The 22,772-nt window shown below is 59.9% G+C and carries 18 protein-coding genes; 7 read left to right on the top strand and 11 right to left on the bottom strand.

The genetic code is table 11. The annotated features are described in order from the left end of the window. Positions 1-106 precede the first annotated feature (106 nt). From dxs to dut, 5 genes are all read right to left on the bottom strand, one after another. A complete protein-coding gene (gene dxs / locus CLV85_RS07330; protein ID WP_100388888.1) occupies positions 107-2,053 on the bottom strand; it encodes a 1-deoxy-D-xylulose-5-phosphate synthase in 1,947 nt (648 codons plus the stop codon). A gap of 143 nt (positions 2,054-2,196) precedes the next feature. Beyond that, positions 2,197-5,013 carry an aconitate hydratase AcnA gene (acnA, locus tag CLV85_RS07325; RefSeq protein WP_100389299.1) on the bottom strand — a complete coding sequence of 939 codons (2,817 nt, stop codon included), beginning with the start codon at positions 5,011-5,013 and terminating at the stop codon, positions 2,197-2,199. Between the two features lie 181 nt (positions 5,014-5,194). Next, a complete protein-coding gene (locus tag CLV85_RS07320) occupies positions 5,195-5,926 on the bottom strand; it encodes a DUF3159 domain-containing protein (protein WP_100388887.1) in 732 nt (243 codons plus the stop codon). Next, positions 5,923-6,531 carry a DUF3710 domain-containing protein gene (locus CLV85_RS07315; RefSeq protein ID WP_100388886.1) on the bottom strand — a complete coding sequence of 203 codons (609 nt, stop codon included), beginning with the start codon at positions 6,529-6,531 and terminating at the stop codon, positions 5,923-5,925. Before CLV85_RS07315 ends, CLV85_RS07320 begins: the two co-directional genes overlap by 4 nt. Next, positions 6,528-6,992: a dUTP diphosphatase gene (dut, locus tag CLV85_RS07310; RefSeq protein WP_100388885.1), complete on the bottom strand. Its 465-nt coding sequence runs from the start codon at positions 6,990-6,992 to the stop codon at positions 6,528-6,530. The genes CLV85_RS07315 and dut overlap by 4 nt, the downstream gene beginning before the upstream one ends. A gap of 69 nt (positions 6,993-7,061) precedes the next feature. Between dut and CLV85_RS07305 the strand changes: the two genes are divergently transcribed. Continuing rightward, positions 7,062-7,517, top strand: coding sequence for a DUF3093 domain-containing protein (locus tag CLV85_RS07305; protein WP_100388884.1), 456 nt, complete (start codon positions 7,062-7,064; stop codon positions 7,515-7,517). Here CLV85_RS07305 and CLV85_RS07300 read toward each other — a convergent pair. Continuing rightward, positions 7,492-7,785: a DUF4193 domain-containing protein gene (locus CLV85_RS07300; RefSeq protein WP_100389298.1), complete on the bottom strand. Its 294-nt coding sequence runs from the start codon at positions 7,783-7,785 to the stop codon at positions 7,492-7,494. The two genes, CLV85_RS07305 and CLV85_RS07300, sit on opposite strands and share 26 nt — an antisense overlap. A 200-nt stretch (positions 7,786-7,985) precedes the next feature. On the opposite strand from CLV85_RS07300, the gene sepH reads away from it, so the two are divergent. Next, positions 7,986-8,996 (top strand): septation protein SepH, encoded by a 1,011-nt coding sequence (gene sepH, locus CLV85_RS07295; RefSeq protein ID WP_100388883.1) that lies wholly within the window; start codon positions 7,986-7,988, stop codon positions 8,994-8,996. Positions 8,997-9,066: 70 nt separating this feature from the next. On the opposite strand, the gene CLV85_RS07290 is transcribed toward sepH, so the two are convergent. After that, positions 9,067-10,104 (bottom strand): alkaline phosphatase family protein, encoded by a 1,038-nt coding sequence (locus CLV85_RS07290; RefSeq protein ID WP_229820244.1) that lies wholly within the window; start codon positions 10,102-10,104, stop codon positions 9,067-9,069. A gap of 114 nt (positions 10,105-10,218) precedes the next feature. Between CLV85_RS07290 and CLV85_RS07285 the strand changes: the two genes are divergently transcribed. Next, the gene (locus CLV85_RS07285; RefSeq protein ID WP_100388881.1) at positions 10,219-12,678 is read left to right on the top strand and encodes a DNA gyrase/topoisomerase IV subunit A; all 2,460 of its coding nucleotides are present in this window, start codon (positions 10,219-10,221) and stop codon (positions 12,676-12,678) included. 140 nt (positions 12,679-12,818) lie between these two features. Here CLV85_RS07285 and CLV85_RS07280 read toward each other — a convergent pair whose 3' ends face one another. Then, positions 12,819-14,897, bottom strand: coding sequence for a DNA gyrase/topoisomerase IV subunit B (locus tag CLV85_RS07280; RefSeq protein ID WP_100388880.1), 2,079 nt, complete (start codon positions 14,895-14,897; stop codon positions 12,819-12,821). Between the two features lie 219 nt (positions 14,898-15,116). Between CLV85_RS07280 and CLV85_RS07275 the strand changes: the two genes are divergently transcribed. Beyond that, positions 15,117-15,335: a DUF7455 domain-containing protein gene (locus CLV85_RS07275; protein WP_100388879.1), complete on the top strand. Its 219-nt coding sequence runs from the start codon at positions 15,117-15,119 to the stop codon at positions 15,333-15,335. A gap of 74 nt (positions 15,336-15,409) precedes the next feature. After that, positions 15,410-16,411, top strand: coding sequence for a sugar-transfer associated ATP-grasp domain-containing protein (locus CLV85_RS07270; RefSeq protein WP_100388878.1), 1,002 nt, complete (start codon positions 15,410-15,412; stop codon positions 16,409-16,411). A 61-nt stretch (positions 16,412-16,472) separates the two neighbouring features. Here CLV85_RS07270 and CLV85_RS07265 read toward each other — a convergent pair whose 3' ends face one another. From CLV85_RS07265 to CLV85_RS07255, 3 genes are all read right to left on the bottom strand, one after another. Then, positions 16,473-17,171, bottom strand: coding sequence for a coenzyme F420-0:L-glutamate ligase (locus CLV85_RS07265; protein WP_100388877.1), 699 nt, complete (start codon positions 17,169-17,171; stop codon positions 16,473-16,475). Between the two features lie 7 nt (positions 17,172-17,178). Further along, positions 17,179-18,531: an RNA polymerase sigma factor gene (locus CLV85_RS07260; protein WP_100388876.1), complete on the bottom strand. Its 1,353-nt coding sequence runs from the start codon at positions 18,529-18,531 to the stop codon at positions 17,179-17,181. A 218-nt stretch (positions 18,532-18,749) separates the two neighbouring features. Further along, positions 18,750-19,685, bottom strand: a complete 936-nt coding sequence (locus CLV85_RS07255; RefSeq protein ID WP_100388875.1) for a proteasome assembly chaperone family protein — start codon at positions 19,683-19,685, stop codon at positions 18,750-18,752. A gap of 101 nt (positions 19,686-19,786) precedes the next feature. Between CLV85_RS07255 and CLV85_RS07250 the strand changes: the two genes are divergently transcribed. Together CLV85_RS07250 and lpdA are read left to right on the top strand one after the other, a co-directional pair. Continuing rightward, positions 19,787-21,274, top strand: coding sequence for a leucyl aminopeptidase (locus CLV85_RS07250; protein WP_229820246.1), 1,488 nt, complete (start codon positions 19,787-19,789; stop codon positions 21,272-21,274). A 99-nt stretch (positions 21,275-21,373) separates the two neighbouring features. Then, complete coding sequence (lpdA, locus tag CLV85_RS07245) at positions 21,374-22,747, top strand: dihydrolipoyl dehydrogenase (protein WP_100388873.1); 1,374 nt, start codon at positions 21,374-21,376, stop codon at positions 22,745-22,747. The last annotated feature ends 25 nt before the right edge of the window (positions 22,748-22,772 follow it).

Genomic DNA, 22,772 nt, shown 5'->3' with positions numbered 1-22,772 from the left:
GCGCGCACCCCTACCGATATAACGGCCGAGGCCCTGTTCAGAAAGAATCTGAACAGGGCCTCGAGTCGTTAAGTTTCCACGCGGCGTAACCCGCGCGGCGCCGCGGCTAGCTGCGTTCGGCGGGAAGCCGATACTCATCGGAGTCGCTCTCAAGAAGCGGCCGAGCAATCGGGATCTTGCTGCCGAGCACCTGGGCGACAACATCGCGAGCAATGTGCTGGGGGGTCAAGCCCACCTGATTAAGGATGTAGTCACGGCTGCCGTGATCGAGGAACGTGTCTGGCAATCCCAGCTCGTTCACCGCGGTGTCGACGCCATGGGCACGCATGTCCTGGCGAATGCGCGTTCCGATACCGCCCACGCGCACACCGTCTTCGATCGTGATTACGATGCGGTGATCTGCGGCGAAATCGATGACACTCCGGGGAACCGGAACCACCCAGCGAGGGTCGATTACGGTCGCACCGATTCCTTGGGCTGCGAGAAGCTCTGCAACCTGCAGTCCAGTCTTGGCCATCGATCCCACCGTAACGATGAGGACATCGCGCTGCTCGTCTTCGCGAAGCACATCCACACCGTCATCGGTGCGACGAAGCGCATCGTACTCGGTCCCTACGGTGCCTTTAGCGAAGCGAATGACGGTTGGTGCATCGTCGACCGTAACGGCCTCGCCGAGCTCCTCACGCAGGCGTGCAGCGTCTCTGGGGGCCGCAATACGGATATTCGGGACGACCTGCAGTAGTGCGAGATCCCACATGCCGTGATGGCTTGCGCCGTCGGGGCCGGTGACCCCCGCCCGATCAAGCACGAAGGTGACGCCCGCGCGGTGAAGCGCGACATCCATCAGCACCTGGTCGAATGCGCGATTGACGAATGTGGCGTAAAGCGCCACAACGGGGTGAAGTCCGCCAAACGCGAGTCCCGCTGCTGACGTAACCGCGTGTTGTTCGGCGATGCCGACGTCGTGAACCCGTGCCGGATACTTTTCAGCGAAGCGATGAAGGCCCGTGGGACGCAGCATGGCAGCAGTGATTCCGACGAGACGCGGGTTGGCATCCGCCAGCTTCACGATTTCTTCGGAGAAGACCGATGTCCACGATGCAGCGCCGCCCGTTTCGATCGGCTCCCCTGTCGCGGGATCAATCTGACCGACAGCGTGGAACTGGTCCGCGACGTCGGCCAAGGCCGGTTCGTAGCCGCGGCCCTTCTCGGTAATCGCGTGAACGATAACCGGAGCGCCGTACGACTTAGCCTGCTCGAGCGTCTCGACGAGCGCGCCGATGTCGTGGCCGTGAACGGGGCCCAAGTACTTGATGTCCAGATTGGAGTAGAGAGCTTCGTTGTTGCTAAAGCGCGAAAGGAACCCGTGTGCGCCGCCGCGGATGCCGCGATACAGCGCTCTTCCCGGTCCTCCAAAGGTGCCGAAGAATTTCTCGCTCGATCCATGCAGCGAGCGGTAGGACCGTCGCGTGCGCACGCTATTGAGAAAGTGCGCCATTCCTCCGATGGTAGGAGCATACGACCGCCCATTGTCGTTGACGACAATGACCAAATTGCGACTGTTGTCGTCGCTGATGTTGTTGAGCGCTTCCCACGTCATCCCGCCCGTGAGGGCCCCGTCGCCGACAACTGCGACCACGTGACGGTCGCCCTGGCCCGTCATTTCGAAGGCGCGGGAAATTCCGTCTGCCCACGACAGTGAACTCGAGGCGTGGGAACTCTCTACGATGTCGTGCTCAGATTCTGAACGTTGCGGGTAACCCGCAAGGCCACCCTGCGAACGTAGTTTTGTGAAGTCTTTGCGGCCCGTCAAAATCTTGTGAACGTAGCTCTGGTGCCCGGTGTCGAACACCACAGCATCTCGCGGTGAGTCAAAGACACGATGAATAGCCGTAGTGAGCTCGACAACGCCGAGGTTGGGGCCGAGATGCCCGCCCGTTCGCGACACGTTTTCGATCAAGAACTCGCGGATCTCTTGCGATAGCTGAGTAAGTTGCTGTGTAGAGAGACCGTCTAGATCTCGGGGACCATTGATTCCCTCGAGTATGTTCATACGTTCAGTCTAGGCTCCTTCAATTGCCATGTGAACAAATGTGCATGAGGTTCTGAGCCGACCCTCAGTCTTCTCCAGCAACGCAAAAAGCGCGCGGGGAGAGCATAAATGCTCCTCCCGCGCGCCCTTTGCGCACGCGCTAGTTAGACCAGCGAACGCAGAACGTACTGAAGGATTCCACCGTTGCGGTAGTAGTCAGCCTCACCGGGAGTGTCGATGCGAAGCTTCGCGTCGAACTCGATCGTTGCCTTGCCCTCGGGCGAGTGCGCGGTTGGCTCCGCTACGACGTGCAGCGTGCTGGGAATGCGGTCGTCGTTGAGCTCCTCGACACCGGTGATGCTGATGCTCTCGGTACCGTCGAGTCCCAGCGTCTCCCAGCTCTGTCCCTCGGGGAACTGGAGCGGAAGAACACCCATTCCGATGAGGTTGGAGCGGTGAATGCGCTCGAAGCTCTCGCAGATGACAGCCTTCACGCCGAGCAAGCTCGTGCCCTTTGCAGCCCAGTCACGCGATGAACCGGAACCGTACTCCTTGCCGCCGAGAACCACGAGCGGAGTTTCCTGCGCTGCGTAGTTCTGAGCCGCGTCGTAGATGAACGACTGTGCGGCATCCGGCGTGGTGAAGTCGCGAGTGTAACCACCCTCAACGCCATCGAGAAGCTGGTTCTTGAGGCGGATGTTGGCGAAGGTTCCACGGATCATTACTTCGTGGTTTCCACGGCGCGATCCGTAAGAGTTGAAGTCCTTACGGTCGATGCCGTGCTCTGCGAGGTAGATACCAGCGGGGCTGTCGCCCTTGATCGACCCGGCAGGGCTGATGTGGTCGGTCGTAACCGAGTCGCCCAGCTTGGCCAGAACGCGAGCACCGGAAATCGAGCTGACCGGAGTGATCTCCATGGTCATGCCCTCGAAGTATGGGGGCTTGCGCACGTAGGTCGACTCGTCATCCCACTCGAAGGTGGAACCGGTCGGCGTCGGCAGGTTCTGCCAGCGCTCGTCACCGTCGAAGACACCCGCGTACTCGTGAGTGAACATGTCGCGGTCAATCGACGAGTCGATTGTTGCCTGAACCTCAGCAGCGTCGGGCCAGATGTCCTTCAAGAAGACATCGTTGCCGTCCTGGTCTTGACCAAGAGCATCGGTGTCGAAGTCGAAGTTCATCGAACCCGCGAGAGCGTAGGCAATAACGAGCGGAGGGCTCGCGAGGTAGTTCATCTTTACGTCGGGGTTGATGCGACCCTCGAAGTTTCGGTTTCCCGAAAGAACCGCAGTGACCGCGAGATCGTTCTCGTTGATGGCAGCGGAAATTTCATCTTCCAGAGGACCCGAGTTGCCGATACACGTCGTGCAGCCGTAGCCAACGGTGTAGAAACCGAGAGCTTCAAGCGACTCGTCGAGACCCGACTTCGCGTAGTAGTCAGTGACTACCTTGGAACCGGGAGCCAGGGTGGTCTTGACCCACGGCTTCGACTTGAGGCCCTTCGCCGCTGCATTGCGAGCCAGCAAGCCTGCTGCGAGCATCACCGACGGGTTCGACGTGTTGGTGCACGAGGTAATCGCTGCAATAGCAACGGCACCGTGGTCGAGAGTGAAGGGGTCTCCGCCATCAACACTCACCGAGGTCGGCTGCGATGCAGTCGACGGAGCATGACTGGAGTGCGTGTGGGAACGCTCGTGAGCGGAATCTTCATCCTGCGGGGTGAGACCAACCGGGTCGGATGCCGGGAAGGTTCCTTCAACAGCAGCGTCAACCTTGGAATGGTCCATGGATGCGTAGTTGTTGAGATCGATCTCGAACTGGCTCTTCGCGCTGGTGAGCTCAATGCGGTCCTGAGGACGCTTCGGGCCAGCGATTGACGGAACAACCGTGGCGAGGTCGAGCTCGAGGTACTCGCTGTAGTTGGGCTCAACGCTCGGGTCGTGCCAGAGCGACTGAAGCTTCGCGTACGCCTCAACAAGCTGGACCTGCTCTTCGCTGCGACCCGTGAGACGCAAGTAATCGAGCGTGACATCGTCAACGGGGAACATTGCTGCCGTCGAACCGAATTCGGGGCTCATGTTTCCGATTGTTGCGCGGTTAGCGAGCGGCACTGCGCCAACGCCCTCGCCGTAGAACTCAACGAACTTGCCGACAACGCCATGCTGGCGCAGCATTTGCGTGATCGTCAGCACAACGTCGGTGGCGGTGACTCCAGCAGGAATCTCGCCGTTGAGCTTGAAGCCAACGACCTTGGGGATGAGCATCGATACGGGCTGGCCGAGCATTGCTGCCTCGGCTTCAATACCGCCAACGCCCCAGCCAAGAACACCGAGGCCGTTTACCATCGTGGTGTGCGAGTCCGTGCCGACAAGCGTGTCGGGGAAGGCGCGAGTCTTGCCGTCAACTTCACGCGTGTACGTGACACGGGCAAGGTGCTCAATGTTCACCTGGTGAACGATTCCCGTTCCCGGAGGCACAACCTTGAAGTCATCGAATGCCGTCTGGCCCCAACGAAGGAACTGGTAACGCTCACCATTGCGCTGGTACTCAAGCTCGACGTTGCGTTCGAGAGCGTTCTCGGAGCCGAAAAGGTCCGCAATGACCGAGTGGTCGATTACGAGTTCTGCAGGTGCTAGCGGGTTGATCTTGGTGGGGTCTCCACCGAGTTCAGCGACGGCCTCGCGCATGGTCGCGAGGTCAACGATGCACGGAACACCGGTGAAGTCCTGCATCACAACGCGGGCGGGGGTGAACTGGATTTCGGTGTCGGGGTCTGCACTGGGCACCCACGATCCGAGAGACTCGATCTGCGACTTCGTGACGTTCTTTCCGTCTTCGGTGCGCAGGAGGTTTTCGAGTAAAACCTTGAGGCTAAACGGTAGCTTTTCGTATCCCGCTACCTTGTCGATGCGGAACACTTCATAGTCGGCTGAACCGACTGTGAGGGTGTCTTTCGACCCAAAACTATTGACTGTCGACACTGTCATCTCCCTTGCTACGGTTCTTCAATCCTTGCGCGGAGCGTGCGCTGCATCCAGCAAGGCAAGCCTAAGACTGAATCGCAGAAACTGCGCTGCGACTTGCGCCAAAAGTATCTTGACGTCGAGATAAATATACACCATGGCGTTTCGGCGAACTGGTCGCCACGGCGACAACTTCGAACTACTCGGATGCGCTTCGTCCGTAGGCCGTACGCATCAAGAGCCACGTTACCCAGAGCACTCCCGCGTACAGCGGAACTCCGAGGAGCAGCTTCGCCGTAGCCAAGGCCTGCGTCGCTTCCGCGAAGTACAGCGGCAACTCGACTCCGAGGCGAACCGCGAAGAGAGCCGCCCAGAGCACGGTGGCGATCAAAGCGACCCGAAACTTGGCCTTGTCTTCCAACCAGTCCGACGCGCTCGGCACGAGGAACGTTGCGATTAGCCCGACGAGCGGCCGTCGAGCAATCACGCTGACGATGATGGCGGCAAGAAAAACAGCGTTGATGATGAAACCGAGCACGAAATTGTCTTCCGCTCGTCCGGTGATGAGCGCGAGGCCAGCCGAAAGCGCGACACCTAAGACACCGACAAGGGCGGAAGATACCGGGGTACGCGAGATGAGGCGTGCGAGAACGAAGCCCACCGCAACAATCACTGGTGCCACGACGGAAGCGACGAGCTCCTGAGTGATTGTGAAAATGACCAGAAAGGCGAGGCCGGGCAGAATCGACTCCACTAGGCCACGGATGCCGCCCATCGCGGCAAGCAATGCGCCAGTTGTTGGTGCCTCGCCTGGCGCCACCTGACCGACGGCGGACCGGCGAGCCGCGGCTGCTAGCGCTTCACGAACACTGGGCTCAACCCCGGCACCTTCGGCACCGGACTCCCCCTCGTGCTCGTCAGCCGAACTCACGCCTTGGCTTCTTTATCACCCGTCGCCGGCATGTGCAGCGGGATGAGGTCGCGCGGTGGCATCGGGGTGTTACCGCGAATCACCACAATCGAGCGGAAAAGATCTTCGATCTTGGTGGCGGCGTCCGCACTGTTCAATGCCTCACCGGCAATCACGCCGCGAAGGAACCAGCGTGGCCCGTCAACACCGACGAAACGGGCGATGCGCTTCTCCCCCGGCTTACCAGCAACGGGAATTTCAGCGAAAACCTCGGGGCCGAACGGTCCCTCAGAGACCTTCGTCGTCCCGCCCTGCGTGTGCACCTGATCGATAATCTGCTGGCGAATCTCATGCCAAAGACCACTCGAGCGGGGCGCAGCAAAAGGCTGAATTTGGAGCGTTGATCCGGCGTAGTCAAGCCCCACGGCGACGACGCGCTTGCTCGCTTCCTCCACCTCAAGGCGAAGGTGCAGCTCTTGGCGGGGAAGAATTTTGACGCCACCCAGATCGACGTAAGGGCGAACAGCGTTTGCTTCACTCTCATCGAGAGGACCATCGGTGGCGCGATTCTCCGGTGCCGATTTGGGGTGATCCTGCGGCTGCTCGGTCTCAGTAGTGTCGCTCACGACGTGGCTCCTTGTTGTGTTGACTCTGCACGGAATCCGGTCGAGCCGAAGCCCGCCTCACCGCGATGGCTGCCAGGAAGAGTCGATACGGGGATGAATCGAGCTCGGGAAACTGGCATAACGATCAATTGCGCGATTCTATCGCCCGGCTCGATCTCGAAAGTGGATGAAGCATCAGTATTGAGCAACGTAACCCGAATTTCACCCCGGTAGCCAGCATCCACTGTTCCCGGGCTGTTGACGATGGTGATGCCGTGGCGCGACGCGAGGCCACTCCGGGGCACGACAAAGGCAACATACCCATCGGGAAGGGCGATAGAGACTCCTGTAGCAACGGTTTCCCGCGCTCCCGGTGCGAGCGAGTAACTTGCCGCCGAATACAGGTCGGCACCGGCGTCTCCAGGATGCGCGTAGGTCGGCGTCTGGCCGGATGAGATAAGCACCTCTACGTTGTCAATCACGAGTCGAGGCTAGTGCAGAAGACCCAACTCGCCGAAACGCACACAGCAAAATCAGTGTGTAATGGATGAGTGACTTACTACCGTGAACGCTTGTGGCCCACCGCGTGGCTGTACCTCAGCACCGCACTCATCATTCCGGCCAGCATTTTGGTCTTCTTGCCGATCAACATCACCGTCGGCTACATCACCGCCGCAGTGCTCTATCTCGCGATAGTCGGCTTCTTGCTGTGGTCGGCGCCGCTCATCACGATTGATGACAAAGAATTGCGCGCCGGAAGTGCTCGCCTTCCGATTGAAATCATCGGAGAGGTCACAACGTTTGACGGCACCGAGGCGACGCTCGAACGCGGGCAGCGACTGGATGCGCGGGCCTGGTTGATGATTCGAGGCTGGGTGTCGCCTGTCGTGCGCCTTGAACTACTCGATGAGAGCGACCCGACACCGTATTGGTTGTTGTCGAGCCGCACTCCCGAATTGGTTGCTGAAGCGATCGCAGAGGTTAAGCTGCGCACTCCAGGCAGATAGCGCCGAGCTTCGTGGTGTGGTCTACCTGCGAGCGGTGCTTCACCAGGAAGCAGCTCACGCAAGTGAATTCGTCAGCCTGAGGAGGCAGAACAACCACATCGAGGTCGAGGTCAGAAAGGTCTGCGCCGGCAAGCTCAAAGTTTGCCGGGTTGTCTGAGTCGTCGACGTCAACCGAGCCCGACATTTTGTCAGGAACACGCTCTTTAAGAGCCTCGATCGACTCGGAGTCGTCGTCGGTCTTACGAGGTGCGTCGTAGTCGGTGGCCATGCCCATCCACTTCTTTTTTACGTTGAATCACCGGAATCGGCGGGCACAGTCTCCATGAAAGCGAGACGAATTGCAAACCGCGGATTCTGCATCACTGTGCAGCGCCTGTGATAACTGTTCATGGGGGCGTGTTATTCCCATGAATTCCACCCAATGCGTGCGACCCTAAAGGGGAATCGTGAGGGCTGGAGAAGTTCGCTATGGAAGACCTTCGGGTAATCGAAGTACAAGACGGTGCACTGATCGTGTCGAGTAACGACGGCACCCGGTATCGTCTCGCTGTTGACAGCGTGTTGCAGTCTCGACTGCGTCAAAGCCGCGCCCTCTCGGGAACGGGCCCCAAGCTGGCTCCCCGCGAGATTCAGGCCCACATCCGTGCCGGTATGTCGGCCCAGGATGTTGCGAACCTCACCGGCGCCGACCTCGAGTACATCGAGCGCTTCGAAGGACCGGTTGTCGCCGAGCGCGAGTTTGTCGTCAAGTCGGCCCTCGCTGTTCCCGTCCATGTGGCGGGCGAAACTGACTCCCTCACTTCCACACGAACCTTCGGATCCGCTATCCGTGAACGCTTAGCCGACATGAACGCGGCTGACGAGCGCTGGGCTAGCTGGAAAGACCCCGAGTCGGGGTGGATCGTCAAGCTTTCGTTCAGCGCAAACACCATCGATCACGATGCACGCTGGCAGTACGACCCCAAGCGTCAGTCGCTTTCCCCGCTCAACAACGAGGCGAAGACGCTGTCGCAGCAGGGCGAAGTGAGCGGGGCACTCATCCCCCGTCTCCGTGCCGTAACGCCCACCGAAGGCGCTCCGGATGCTGCACGCTTCGATAGCGGAGCGTTCGACATTGACGACCTGGGCGATGAGCCCGCTCCTATCCGGCCAGCGGAACTGCCCGTTATGCGCGATCGCAGTGCCGACGCAGGCGTCGGCAACCAAACCGCAGATTTGCTCGATGCTCTCCGCCGCCGCCGTGGCGAACGGGAGCCCGCCAATTTCGATGCCGAAGAAGAAGAGCCTGTGCCGACAACCAGCACCGAACCTTCGATGCGCCTGCTTGACCCGCCGGCGGCGGAAGAGCGTCACGATGCTCCCGCGCCTCCCCAAGCAACGGCACCTCAGCCGACGGCAAAGTCACGACGCCGCCGCGTTGCGATGCCTAGCTGGGACGACATCGTCTTTGGCACAAAGCCGGACGACGACCCGGCCTAGCCTGCTCCGACGCAACCCGGCCCGACGCGACCGAGTTGTGCGGGCAAAGCCGCACCGACACACGGCGTACCTAGAGCGCGAATGCTCCGAACCTCAACAGCGGCACTCGGAGCTCTTCATCCGACCACGATCCGTGCTGGCCGATCATGTTGCGCGCCTTGTCGTTAGCTGCGCGCGAATCGTAATAAGCGATCCCCTTACGGGCGGCGACGATGATGTCGCCGATTCGAGCGATCACTTCCGGATCAACGTCGCCGAACCAGCCCGCCGCAATGGCTTCATCTCTGCTGACGACCCAGGCTCGACCGCCTTCGGAGTCGCGCCAGCGTTCGAGAACTGTGGCGCGGGCATCCGCATCGAGACTCGCTTCGAAATGGAGCTGGAGGCAGCGAGGCTCACCAGCAATGTGGGCGATGCCCTCGAGCAACTCTGGTGCGGAATCAAACAGCACATGCGACTCACGAGGGACATCGATCATCCCGTGGTCAGCGGTGACAAGTAGGCCCTGATCAGCAGAGAGCTCTGGTACAGCAGATGCAAGCGCCGAGTCGAGAGATTCAAGTGCGTGGGTCCATTGTGGCGATTGCCACCCGTTCGCATGACCGGCCATATCGAGTTCGGGCGCATAAACGTACGTAAGTGAGGGTCGATCGCTCGTGTGACCAACTTCTACCGCGGCGCGAATCCGCTCAGCCAGCGAACCGGCGACAACGTAACGCGCGCCGCGTAAGACAGCCTTCGTGAACCCCGAATCCCGGTAGCGTGCGGCTCCTACGGTGACGACGGTGTTGCCACGCTCCGTCGCGCGCTCGAAGATCGTCGGAACCCTCTGCCACGTGGCGGGGTCGGTGAGAGAATCCCACCCCGAAAGCTGCTGGAAGACTCGATTGTTCACCGGATCAAAAGCGCTGTATCCCACCAAGCCGTGCCGGCCCGATCGCTGCCCCGTCGTGAGACCGGCAATGGCTGACGCCGTCGTTGTCGGGAACCCGGACTGAATCACGGCGGCTTTGGAGAACGCGCCGGCAAGCGTGCGGGCATGCCCCAATCGCGCTTTCAGGTTGTGAGCACCCATTCCATCGACGAGCAGCACAACAGCGTGCCGCACGGGAGGCAGGTTTAAGCGGTTCCCCTCGCCTGAGATTGCCTGAAATGAACTTGACAACACATCGGTAAGGTTCGCTGAGTCTGGGTTGAGCGCCGGTAACATTAGGGCAATCCTATGGCTACTCCCACAAAACCCACCCCAGATTCCCCTGCCGGCGAACGCATCGAAGACATCGATGTCACGACCGAGATGCAGGGCTCGTTCTTGGAGTACGCGTACTCCGTGATCTATTCCCGCGCGCTTCCCGACGCACGCGACGGCCTCAAGCCGGTTCAACGCCGAATTCTTTACCAGATGAGCGAGATGGGGCTGCGCCCCGAAAAGGGCCATGTCAAGTCCTCGCGCGTCGTCGGCGATGTCATGGGAAAGCTCCACCCCCACGGTGACGCCTCCATCTACGACGCCATGGTGCGACTGACGCAAAGCTTCATCCTGCGAGTGCCGCTGATCGATGGCCACGGCAACTTCGGTTCATTGGATGACGGCCCCGCTGCCCCCCGGTACACGGAAGCTCGCTTGCAGGCATCTGCTATCGCGATGACGGATGACCTCGACGAAGACGTCGTCGACTTCGTGCCCAACTACGACAACTCGACCACGCAGCCCGAGGTTTTGCCGGCGGCGTTCCCGAACCTGTTGGTCAACGGTGCGAGCGGCATCGCCGTGGGTATGGCCACCAACATGGCTCCCCACAACCTCATCGAGGTCGTCGGTGCGGCGCAGTACCTTCTGACGAACCCCGATGCCTCGCTCGAAGAACTCATGCAGTTCGTTCCTGGACCCGACCTCCCCACCGGAGGAACGATTATCGGCCTCAACGGAGTGAAGGATGCGTACGCGAACGGCCGCGGAGCCTTCAAGACCCGCGCAAAGGTCGCCGTCGAATCGATCACTGCCCGCAAAATGGGCCTCGTCGTCACCGAACTTCCCTACTTGGTCGGGCCCGAGCGCGTCATCGAGAAGATCAAAGATGGCGTCAACAACAAGAAGATCGTTGGCATCTCCGATGTCACCGACCTCACCGACCGCAACCACGGTCTGCGTCTCGTCATCGGCATCAAGACCGGCTTCAGCCCGGATGCCGTACTCGAGCAGCTTTACCGCCTGACCCCGTTGGAAGATAACTTCAGCATCAACGCGGTCACGCTCGTTGATGGTCGGCCGCAAACTCTTGGACTCAAGGCTCTGCTCGAGGTCTTCCTCAAGCACCGCCTGCAGGTTGTCACTCGGCGCAGTAAGTACCGCCTTGCGCGGCACCTTGAGCGTCTTCACCTCGTTGAAGGCTTGCTCATCGCGATCGTCGACATCGACGAAGTGATCCAGGTCATTCGCCAGAGCGACGACAGCGACCAGGCTCGCACGCGCCTGCGCGAGGTTTTCGATCTCAGCGAATTGCAGGCCGAGTACATTCTTGAGCTGCGCCTGCGTCGTCTCACGAAGTTCAGCCGTATCGAGCTGGAGGCCGAGGCCGAGAAACTGCGCGCAGAAATCGCTCGTCTTCAGGCGCTGCTCTCGGATGACAAACTCATCCGGGCCCTCGTCTCAGAAGAACTCGACGCCGTTGCGGACAAGTTCGGGACCCCGCGACGCACGCTGCTCACCGAGGCGCCCGCCTCAATTGCGACGACGTCACGAGCTGCAGCGCGTAAGAATCAGGCCGTGCTCGAGATCGCCGATGAACCCTGCATCGTCTTGCTCTCCACGACGGGCCGGATCATCCGAGTCGGCATCAGCGAAGGCGACACGGTTTTGGCGGCGTCACGCCGGTCGAAGCACGACGCGATTCGCTCGCGTGTCACCACGACGACGCGAACTGAAATCGGCGCGATCACAAATCGCGGCCGCCTCATCCGTTTCACAGCCGTGGATCTGCCGAGCGTGCCGACCAGCTCAGTTCAACTTGGAGCTGGCGCAAAAATCAGCGAATACCTCACGCTGGAGAAGAAAGAGCGTGTTCTCGCGATCGTTTCTCTTGATAGCGACGAGCCAATCGCCCTCGGTACGCGCCAGGGCACTGTCAAACGCGTCACGCCCGGCGTGTGGCCGTCGAAGCCCGAATTCGAGATCATCTCCCTCAAAGCTGGCGATGAGCTCGTTGGTGCGGCTCATAGCGCGGACGATGCAGAACTCACGTTCGTGACCTCCGACACTCAACTGCTGCACTTCGCTGCCTCGGCGGTGCGCCCGCAGGGTCTCAGCGCAGGAGGAATGGCAGGCATCCGGGTAAGCGCCGGAGCCGAGGTTATCTTCTTCGACGCCGTGGATGCCGACGCCGAAAACGTCGCGGTAACGGTGTCGGGCTCGAGCGTCACTATTCCGGGCACCGACCCCGGCCGCGTGAAGCTCAGTGAGTTCTCACAGTTCCCGGCTAAGGGTCGCGGCACCGGCGGTGTTCGCGCTCACTCGCTGCTCAAGGGCGAGGACGTCCTCACGCTCGCGTGGGTCGGCCGAGTTCCCGCTACAGCGGTCGGACCCGATGGAGCTGTACGGCAGCTGCCTACCGAGCGCACGAAGCGCGACGGTTCGGGCGTACCTCTCGACAGCGTGATCGGATCGATCGGCTTCACGCCGTAACCGCTACCAACCGCGCGACACCACGCACGAAACGACCGAGGGCCGTTACCTGATTTATTCAGGTAACGGCCCGCGGTCGTTAAAGATCGATTGCTCGACACGCCGCCAACGGACGATGAACGCCCACTGCGAACCCCGAGCTAGACGTCGATACGGTCGCGATCGAGACCTTGCCCCTGGATGATGAACTCCTTACGAGGAGCTACCTCGTTGCCCATAAGAAGCTCGAAGACCGTGCCAGCGTTCTCGGCATCCGCGATGTTGACGCGACGAAGAACACGGTTGTTGCGATCCATAGTGGTAGTCGCCAGTTGGTCGGCATCCATCTCGCCCAGACCCTTGTAGCGCTGAATCGGGTCTTGGTAGCGCTTGCCCGACTTCTTCAGCCCCGCGAGAACTCCGTTGAGTTCCTTCTCCGAGTACGTGTAGATCGTTTCGTTTGGCTTGGAACCCGGGTTAATCACGACGACGCGGTGCAGCGGTGGCACGGCAGCGTAGACCCTCCCATCGCGAATCATGTCAGGCATGTATCGGAAGAACAGCGTCAGTAGCAGCGTACGGATGTGGGCGCCGTCGACATCGGCATCCGCCATGATGATGACCTTGCCATAACGAGCAGTAGACAGATCGAAGCTGCGCCCTGAGCCCGCACCGATGACTTGGATGATCGACGCGCACTCAGTATTCGACAGCATGTCGCTAATCGATGCCTTTTGAACGTTGAGGATCTTGCCGCGGATCGGGAGCAACGCTTGGTACTCGCTATCGCGTCCGAGCTTTGCCGTGCCGAGTGCTGAATCACCCTCGACGATGAACAGTTCACTGTTTGCAACGTCATTGGAACGGCAATCGACGAGCTTGGCCGGAAGGCTGGAACTCTCGAGAGCATTCTTGCGACGCTGGGTTTCCTTGTGAGCTCGCGCGGAAATACGCGACTTCATCTCGGCAACGACCTTGTCGAGAACGAGAGCCGCCTGCGACTTGTCATCGCGCTTGGTGGAGGTGAAGCGTTCAGAAAGGGCGGCCGCGACGACTTTGGCTACGATCGCGCGCACAGCCGGCGTTCCCAGAATTTCTTTGGTCTGACCCTCGAACTGCGGTTCCGGAAGTCGGACCGTCAGCACGACGGTGAGTCCGGCAAGTACATCGTCTTTGTCGAGCTTGTCGTTGCCGAGCTTCAGCCGGCGCGAGTTCTTCTCTGTCTCTGCCCGCAGGAACTTGAGCAAGCTCTGCTCAAATCCGGCGAGGTGCGTTCCGCCCTTCGGCGTCGCGATGATGTTGACGAAGCTCTTGACCACCGTGTCATAGCCGGTGCCCCAACGAAGCGCGACATCGACAACACAGTCTCGCGATACTTCGGTCGACACCATGTGCCCGTTGTCTTGCAAAACAGGCACGCTCTCGGTGAAGCCGCCCGAACCGGTCAGTCGCCAAATATCGGTGATGGGCGGATCAACTGCGAGGTGCTCAACAAACTCCGAAATTCCGCCCTCGAACGAGAACGACTCATGACGGGGTTCTTCGCCTCTCTCATCCGAGACGTTCAAGGTGAGATTAGGCACGAGGAATGCTGTTTGACGAAGGCGGTCGATCAGCCCATCTGACTGGAAAGTCGCGCCCTTCGTGAAGATCTGACGATCGGCCCAGTAGCGCACACGCGTACCAGTACGCCCCTTAGGTACCTTGCCGATAACGCGAAGCTCACTGCCCGAGACAAACGGGGTGAAGGGAGCATCCGGCGTCGGTTCGCCCGAATCGGCAAAAGTACCTGGCTCGCCGCGATGGAACGACATGGCGTAGGTCTTGCCGTTGCGGTCGACCTCAACATCAAGGCGCTCCGACAACGCGTTAACGACCGAAGCGCCAACACCGTGGAGTCCGCCCGACGCTGCGTAGGATCCCGAGCCAAACTTGCCGCCCGCGTGCAGCTTGGTGAAAACAACCTCGACGCCGGTCAGGCCAGTCTTGGGTTCGACATCCACGGGAATACCGCGGGCCTTGTCACGCACTTCGACACTCTCATCGGCGTGAAGGATGACGCTGATCTCAGAACCGTGACCATCGAGAGCCTCGTCAACCGAGTTGTCGATGATCTCCCAGAGACAATGCATGAGTCCCCGAGAGTCGGTGGACCCGATGTACATACCGGGACGTTTGCGAACGGCTTCAAGCCCCTCGAGCACGGATAGGTGACGGGCTGAATAGTCAGAGCTCGCCATAGTAATCTCCTAGGGTTTGAGAACGGAAGGCCACATTCAAGACTACGTTCTCCGCACGACATTGCCGCTCACCGACACCCATCACGCTGTGGCCGAGGCCGACCTTCAGGATGCGGTACGCGCTGAGCGAAATGCCCGCAATGTAGGAAGAATCTTCAGGCGCTCATGCTTGTATAGGCGTACGGAATAACAACCGCAAGCAAGAAGAAGGAGTAGGCCATGTCGAACATTGCAACAGAAGACACCCCAGTCGATGAGATGGACTACACCCTCACGGCGATCGATCGCTGTGACAGTTGTGGCGCGCAGGCGTACATCCGCGCGACCCTCGCCAGTGGCGACCTCCTCTTTTGCGCCCACCACGGCGCTAAGTTCAAAGACAAGCTGTTTCCCACCGCGCTCAAGTGGCACGACGAGTCCAGCCGTCTGACTGCCTAAGCTTTCGTTTAGCATCATCAGATAGTTAGCTCGCTTGCCGGCACGTGTGTCGGTGTGACCTTCGTAGGAGAACTGTGAAGCGCATCCGACACTACGTGTCGCGTCTTGTCTCGCTCGACGTAAAGAACATGCTCGCTGTGGCCCGGGCCATCAGCTCGCGAAGCCGCACGCCCGTGTTCTTCATCCTGATCGACATGGTGTGGTGCTCACTCGTCTACCAGGCCGGCTACCTCGACTACGAAGAGTTCGAATTCAACGTGCTGAGTCGCGCCGAGCGCCGCACCTGGATCACTAGCGGCAACGCGAATTCCATCGTCGTCAAGTACAACCAGCGCGATTTTCGCGAACGGTTTTACGACAAGCCCACTTTCAACAGGACCTTCGACAAGTGGCTCGGGCGTGCGTGGCTCGACCTCAGAACCGCTTCCGAAATCGAGTTCGTCGAATTCGTCAAGAACCACGATCCAATCATGGTTAAAGTCGTCGACAGCATGAGCGGCGCGGGGATCGAGAAGCACAGCGGCGATGACCTCAAGGATGCTCATGCGCTCTATCGCGAGCTCATGGACAAACGGCAATTCCTCGTTGAAGCCTTTATTGAGCAGCACGAGGGCATGTCGGCGCTGTGCCCCACTAGCGTCAACTCTTTGCGCATGATCACCTTCTTTGATGGCACCGAAGTTCACATCATGGAGGCTGTCTTGCGTATGGGAAACGGAGCCGATGTCGACAATTACGGTCGCGGCGGCATGTACACGGTTCTCGACGAGAAGACCGGCATCGCTCCCTACGGGGCGTTCGACAAGTACGCCAACACCTTCACGGAACACCCCCAGACCGGCACCCCGATCGTCGGTTTCCAGGTGCCGCTCTACGACGAAGTTCTTGCGACGCTCGACACCGTTGGCCGAGTGATTCCGGAAATTCCTTACGTGGGCTGGGATGTCGCTATCTCCCCCACCGGGCCAGCGATTATCGAAGGCAATTACAACACTGGCGTGTTCCAGATGAAGCCGAGTCTGACAGGCATCAAAACAGGGCTGCTTCCCAAGTTCCGCGAGGTAATCGACTTCTAGAGGCTCACGCGGAGCCCTCGCCGATCTTCCGTACTTCGGAATAATCCCTAAGCGCGACGGCCTAGGCGCGACGGATGACGCCGAGCGGAGTGCTCTGGTGATCCTGACCGAGAGGGTTATCCTTCAACACCTTCAGCACGAGTTCATTCGTTGCTTTAGTAGCGGTCGACCCTAGGATGTTGCCACCGAAGTCGTTGATATCAACAACGAGCACGTCGATCTTTCGACCGAGCGCAGCAGCGATGTCTGCGGCAACACCATCAGGACGAGCCGGGCCGAGTACGACGTGCGAGTCATACGGCGGGATCGTGTTTTTCGTGGGCCCATCGATCGCTCGAGCCTTGGGCCCTGCAATCCGGTAGAAGTCGCCGCGACGGCCCACGAGCTTCGTGACAGCGGCGACGGCTGCCGCGAACAGGATGCGCGGAGTACCGCACTCGCGCAACGCCATCTCCATGGTCTCAGGCATGCCGAGGCCAATGCCGTGAGATGTCTTAGTCACGTACTTCGACAGGAAAGTCGCAAGTTTGCGCGGCTCCACCTCAGAGATCGGGTAAGCCCGCCCCTGTGTGATTCCGACAATCTTTTCCGTGACGAAGAGCAAGTCTCCATCGCGCACGACATCCGCCGCGTACTCCGAGACGACCTGAACGATGTCGTCTTCACGAACCACCAGTCGAGTCTTAATGGGAAGCCGTTCGTAAACGGCACCATCGACCTCGACGGTGAGACTCTTACCAGCGTTCGCTTCAGCACCCATTGTTGGCCTATTCGAGGTAGTCGCGCAGTGACTGCGAGCGTGACGGGTGGCGCAGTTTGGCCATCGTCTTTGACTCGATCTGACGGATGCGTTCACGCGTTACGCCGAACGTGTCACCGATCTGATCGAGAGTTTTCGGCATTCCATCGCCCAGGCCGAAGCGCATGCGGATGACGCCGGCTTCGCGCTCGGAGAGGGAATCGAGGAGGCTTTCCAGCTGCTTCTGCAGCATGGTGAATCCAACGGCATCGGCAGGTACAACAGCCTCGGTGTCCTCAATGAGGTCACCGAACTCACTGTCACCGTCTTCACCGAGCGGCGTGTGGAGCGAAATAGGCTCGCGACCATACTTCTGAACTTCAACAACCTTCTCGGGCGTCATATCCAGTTCGCGCGAGAGCTCTTCTGGAGTGGGCTCGCGGCCCAAGTCTTGAAGCATCTGGCGCTGAACGCGTGCGAGCTTGTTGATGACTTCAACCATGTGCACGGGGATACGAATTGTGCGAGCCTGGTCGGCCATTGCGCGGGTGATCGCTTGGCGAATCCACCACGTGGCGTAGGTCGAGAACTTAAAGCCCTTGGTGTAGTCGAACTTCTCGACCGCACGGATGAGACCCAGGTTTCCCTCCTGAATGAGGTCCAAGAACTGCATTCCGCGACCGGTGTAGCGCTTTGCAAGCGATACCACCAGTCGAAGGTTGGTGCCGAGCAAGTGACTCTTCGCGCGCTGGCCGTCCTTGGCTACCCACTGAAGTTCACGACCGAGGGTCGAACGAACTTCGCCGGGTGCCATCTGAGAAAGCTTGTCTTCTGCAAAGAGTCCAGCTTCGATACGCATGGCCAGCTCGACTTCTTGAGCAGCGTTGAGCAGCGCAACCTTACCGATTTGCTTCAGGTAGTCCTTGACGGGGTCTGCCGTGGCACCGGTAATTGCGGCCGAGTACACGGGAACGTCGTCTTCGTCGTCAACCAATGAGAGAACGAGGGCACCGGTGGGCAGCGCCTCATCTTTACCCTTCGACTTCTCTTCTTGATCGTCTTCGGGCTTCGCTTCTTCGCCGTCAGCCTCGACAATGTCGTCAGCTTCGGCAGCAGCCTTCTTGCCACGCGTTGCAGGCTTCTTCGCGGCCGGCTTTTTCGCAGCGGGCTTCTTGGCGGCAGACGCAGCGGCAGTCGACTTCGTTGTCGTTGCCTTCTTGGTCGCAGCCTTCTTCGTCGTGCTCTCGGCGCCTTCAGTGTCAGTCGCTACTTCTTCAACTGCGTCGGCAGCTTTAGTGCGCGTTCCAGTCTTCGTGGCCGCCTTTGCGGGGGCCTTCTTTGGTGCGGATGCAGTCTCCGCAGTCTTAGTTCGGGTCGCCATGTGAACACCTTTCCGAGGTTTTCGGGCAGTACTAAGACCCATGTCAAGTCTCTGACTGCTCCACCGCACGGCAAAACAGAACCAGAATCAAGACCGGGTCTTACTCCTATTATGCCACGCTTTTCTGATGCTCTGCACCAATGCTCACAGGCGACGAAGCCTGCACGCGATGGCGGTAGTGAGAACCTGTCATCTGCACTACGCTGCGGGCCCGCTATCTACAACGGAGGCTGCGAAGCGCTGTCGTCATCGCCGGCGCGACGAATAGCAAGAAACTTCTGCAACTCGGCAGCAATCTCGTCTGCCGACGGCAGTTCGCCGTCTTCATCCGTAAGAGGCGAACGCATGGGGTTCTCCTCCATGTAGTTGTCGTGGCGCTCTTCGAGAGTTCCGACGAGCCTCGCCAACTCTTGATTGCTTTCCACTTGGCCATCGATCTTGGCCACGAATTCTCGACCTTCCTCCCGGAGGCGGTCTGTGGGGAAGATGAGACCAGTCGCAGCGCTCACGCTCTCGAGTGCAGTGACAGCCGCAGTCGGCCATTCCGTGTCTGCCAGGTAGTGCGGAATCAACAGCACGAACCCGGCGGTCGGATGCCCGAGCTCCTGCAATCGGAATTCAATCAAGTGCATCGCATTAGCGGGCACTTGGGTGTGAGGCTTCCACACCGACATCGAGTCGATGAGTTCCGAGCGGTTTCCGCTCACGGTGACGCCGATGCTCCGCGTGTGAGGAACGGGCATGGGGATGGCATGAACCCACGTCGTGGATTTCACATCAAGCTTCGAAATCAATCGCAACACCGCTGCGGAGAAGCGCTCCCACTGAAAGTCGGGCTCATATCCGGTCAGCAGCAGGAAGGGTTGTCCCAACTCGTCCTTGGCCAAGTACAACTCGAGCTTTGCCGGCCGGTAGTCACTCAAGTGATCTTGATCGAAGTAAATAGTCGGGCGCCGCGCGCGGTAGTCAAGGAGTGCATCGTTATCGAACGAGGCAACGACCGTGCGCTCGAGAGTATCGAGCAGGTACTGACTGAACTGGCTGACAGCACCACCGGCATCCGCGAAGCCAGTCAGACCGGCTACAAGGGGCAAGCCGCGCGGCACACCAGCAACATCGGTCGCGATGTCATATAAGCCGGCTGGATCTCGCATGCTTCCACTCTAATCGCGGGCACGACAGCATCCTCTTCAAACGCCTCCACAACGTCATGCTCCTAGCGAACATGCAGACGGATGCTGGCTATCATGAGGATATGACCGTTGCTACGTTGCACTTGTCCACCTCGTCCGCCTCTGAACTGGAATCCGATGTTCTCGTTATCGGGGTGGTGAAGACAGACTCTGGACCCAAGCTCGTCGACGCGTCGCCAGAGCTTTCATCGTTTGAGCAGTCGCTCAGTGTCATTGGCGCCACTGGGGCTGCTGATGAGCTCTACCGCATTCCGGCTACCGGCATCGCTGCACCCGCAGTCGCTTTTATCGGACTCGGTGACACCTCCCCCTCTGCTGAGAGCCTGCGTTATGCGGCCGGTTCCGCCGCACGTCAGTTGCGCGGCGCCGCGCACATCGCCCTAGCTCTCGGTGCGGAGTCGGCTGAAGACACACTCGCCGTACTCGAAGGAGCAGCCATCGGCGCCTATTCCTACGATGCATACCGTTCCACTCCCCCGGAGGCCGCGAAGAGCCAGGCGAGCAGCATCACTGTTCTCAGCCCGGTGTCGGATGCCGCTCTCATCGAGCGCGCCAGCATCATCGCCCACGCGACGCATGTGACACGCGACCTTGTCAATGAAGCTCCTCGCGAGCTTTACCCCGCTACCTTCGCAGATCGCGCCAGCGAGCTCGCGGCACTCGACAATGTCGAAGTAGAAGTTTTTGCCGAGAAGGAACTTGAGGAAGGCGGCTTCGGCGGCATCCTGGGAGTTGGCCAGGGGTCGACTCGAGGACCGCGCCTCGTCAAGATCAGCTACACCCCGTCTGACGCCGCCAAGCACCTTGCGCTCGTCGGCAAGGGAATCACTTTCGATTCAGGCGGGCTCTCGCTCAAGCCGGGGCTTTCGATGATCGGCATGAAGTTCGACATGAGTGGCGCTGCAACCGTGATGGCCGTTGTAGAGGCCTGCGCGAAACTCGGCACCAACGTGCGCCTCACAGCGTGGCTCTGCCTGGCCGAGAACATGCCGTCGGGAAGTGCCATTCGCCCCAATGACGTGTTGACCATTCGCGGTGGAAAGACCGTCGAAGTGCTGAACACTGACGCCGAAGGGCGACTGGTCATGGCCGACGGGCTCGTGGCTGCTAGCGAAGAGAACCCGGATGCCATCGTCGATATCGCCACGCTCACCGGTGCTGCGGTCGTTGCCCTCGGTAACCGCTACGCCGGAGCCATGGGCGACAAGGCCCTGGTAAACCAAGTCGTCGCTGTCGCAGATCGCGTAGGCGAACCTTTCTGGCCAATGCCGATCAGCCCCGAGCTGCGTCCCCTGCTCGCTTCCGACATCGCCGATATCGCGAACATCAAGCCGGGCAACACTGCCGGTGGCATGCTCATCGCCGCCGCCTTCCTTAAAGACTTCGTGGGAAAGCGTGCTGACAGCACCGAGACCATCCCGTGGGCGCACATCGACATCGCCGGTCCATCAGACAACCGCGGTGGCGGCTGGGGTTACGTCGGCAAGGGAGCAACCGGAATCGGTGTTCGAACACTCATTGAACTGGCCGAGGAATTTTCCCGTCCGTAGTAAGGTTTTTTAAACGCGGATTCTTTCCGCACCATCCGGTCGCACTGATTACAGACGATGCGTTCCGGCGAACAAATTCCTTACAGAGGAGCTGCTGTATTGGCTGAGCACAATTTTGACCTTGTCGTTCTTGGTGGAGGAAGTGGTGGCTACGCAGCAGCGTTGCGCGCCGCCGAACTCGGTATGACTGTTGGCTTGATCGAGAAGAACAAGCTCGGAGGCACCTGCCTGCACGTTGGTTGCATCCCCACGAAGGCGCTCCTGCACTCAGCAGAAGTAGCTGATGTCACCCGTGAGGCCGCCAAGTATGGCGTCACCACCACCCTTGACGGAATCGACATCGCCGGCGTCACCAAGTACCGCCAAGACATCGTCGCAAGCAAGTACAAGGGCCTTCAGGGCCTCATAAAGATGCGCGGCATCACCGTGATCGAGGGCGAAGGCAAGCTTGTTGCCCCGAACACTGTTCAGGTTGGCGAAGACACAGTCGTGGGCAAGAACGTGATCCTGGCGACGGGCTCGTACTCGCGAAGCCTCCCCGGTCTCGAAATCGGTGGCCGCGTGATCACCTCGGAGCAGGCGCTCGAGCTCGACTTCGTTCCCAAGAAGGTCGCCGTCCTCGGTGGCGGCGTCATCGGCGTGGAGTTCTCCAGCGTATGGAAGAGCTGGGGTGCCGACGTCACGATTATCGAGGGTCTCCCCAACCTCGTCCCGAACGAAGACGAGTCGGTCAGCAAGCAGTTCGAGCGCGCGTTCCGACGCCGTGGCATCAACTTCCACACCGGCGTTCGTTTCAAGAGCGTTGAGCAGAACGATGACGGTGTCGTCGTAACCCTCGAAAACGGCGAGACCGTTGAAGCAGAGCTTCTGCTCGTCGCTGTCGGCCGTGGCCCGTCTACTGCAGGCCTCGGCTTCGAAGAGGTCGGCATCGAGATGGATCGTGGCTTCGTTCTCACGAACGAGCGACTCGCAACCAACGTTCCCGGCGTCTACGCCGTGGGAGACATCGTTCCCGGACTCCAGCTCGCGCACCGCGGCTTCCAGCAGGGAATCTTTGTTGTCGAAGAGATCGCCGGCCTCAAGCCGATCGTGATCAACGACCTCAATATCCCTAAGGTCACGTACAGCGACCCCGAGGTTGCATCGATCGGCCTAACGGAAGCTAAGGCTATCGAGGCGCACGGCGCTGAAAACGTGAAGGCGTACGACTACAACCTGGGCGGCAACGGCAAAAGCGCCATCATCGGCACCGCTGGTTCGATCAAGGTTGTTCGCGTTGTCGACGGCCCCGTTATCGGAGTTCACATGATCGGAGCTCGCGTTGGCGAACTGATCGGTGAAGCACAGCTCATCGTCAACTGGGAAGCACACCCCGAAGACATCACGCCGCTGCTTCACGCACACCCCACCCAAAATGAAGCCCTCGGCGAGGCATTTCTCGCTCTGGCAGGCAAGCCGCTTCACGCGGTCTAGGCTCCGCCTCAACCACGGAACTAAG

The organism is Salinibacterium amurskyense, assembly GCF_002797685.1.
GTDB lineage: Bacteria > Actinomycetota > Actinomycetes > Actinomycetales > Microbacteriaceae > Rhodoglobus > Rhodoglobus amurskyensis.
This window is presented reverse-complemented; position numbering and strand designations above follow the sequence as displayed.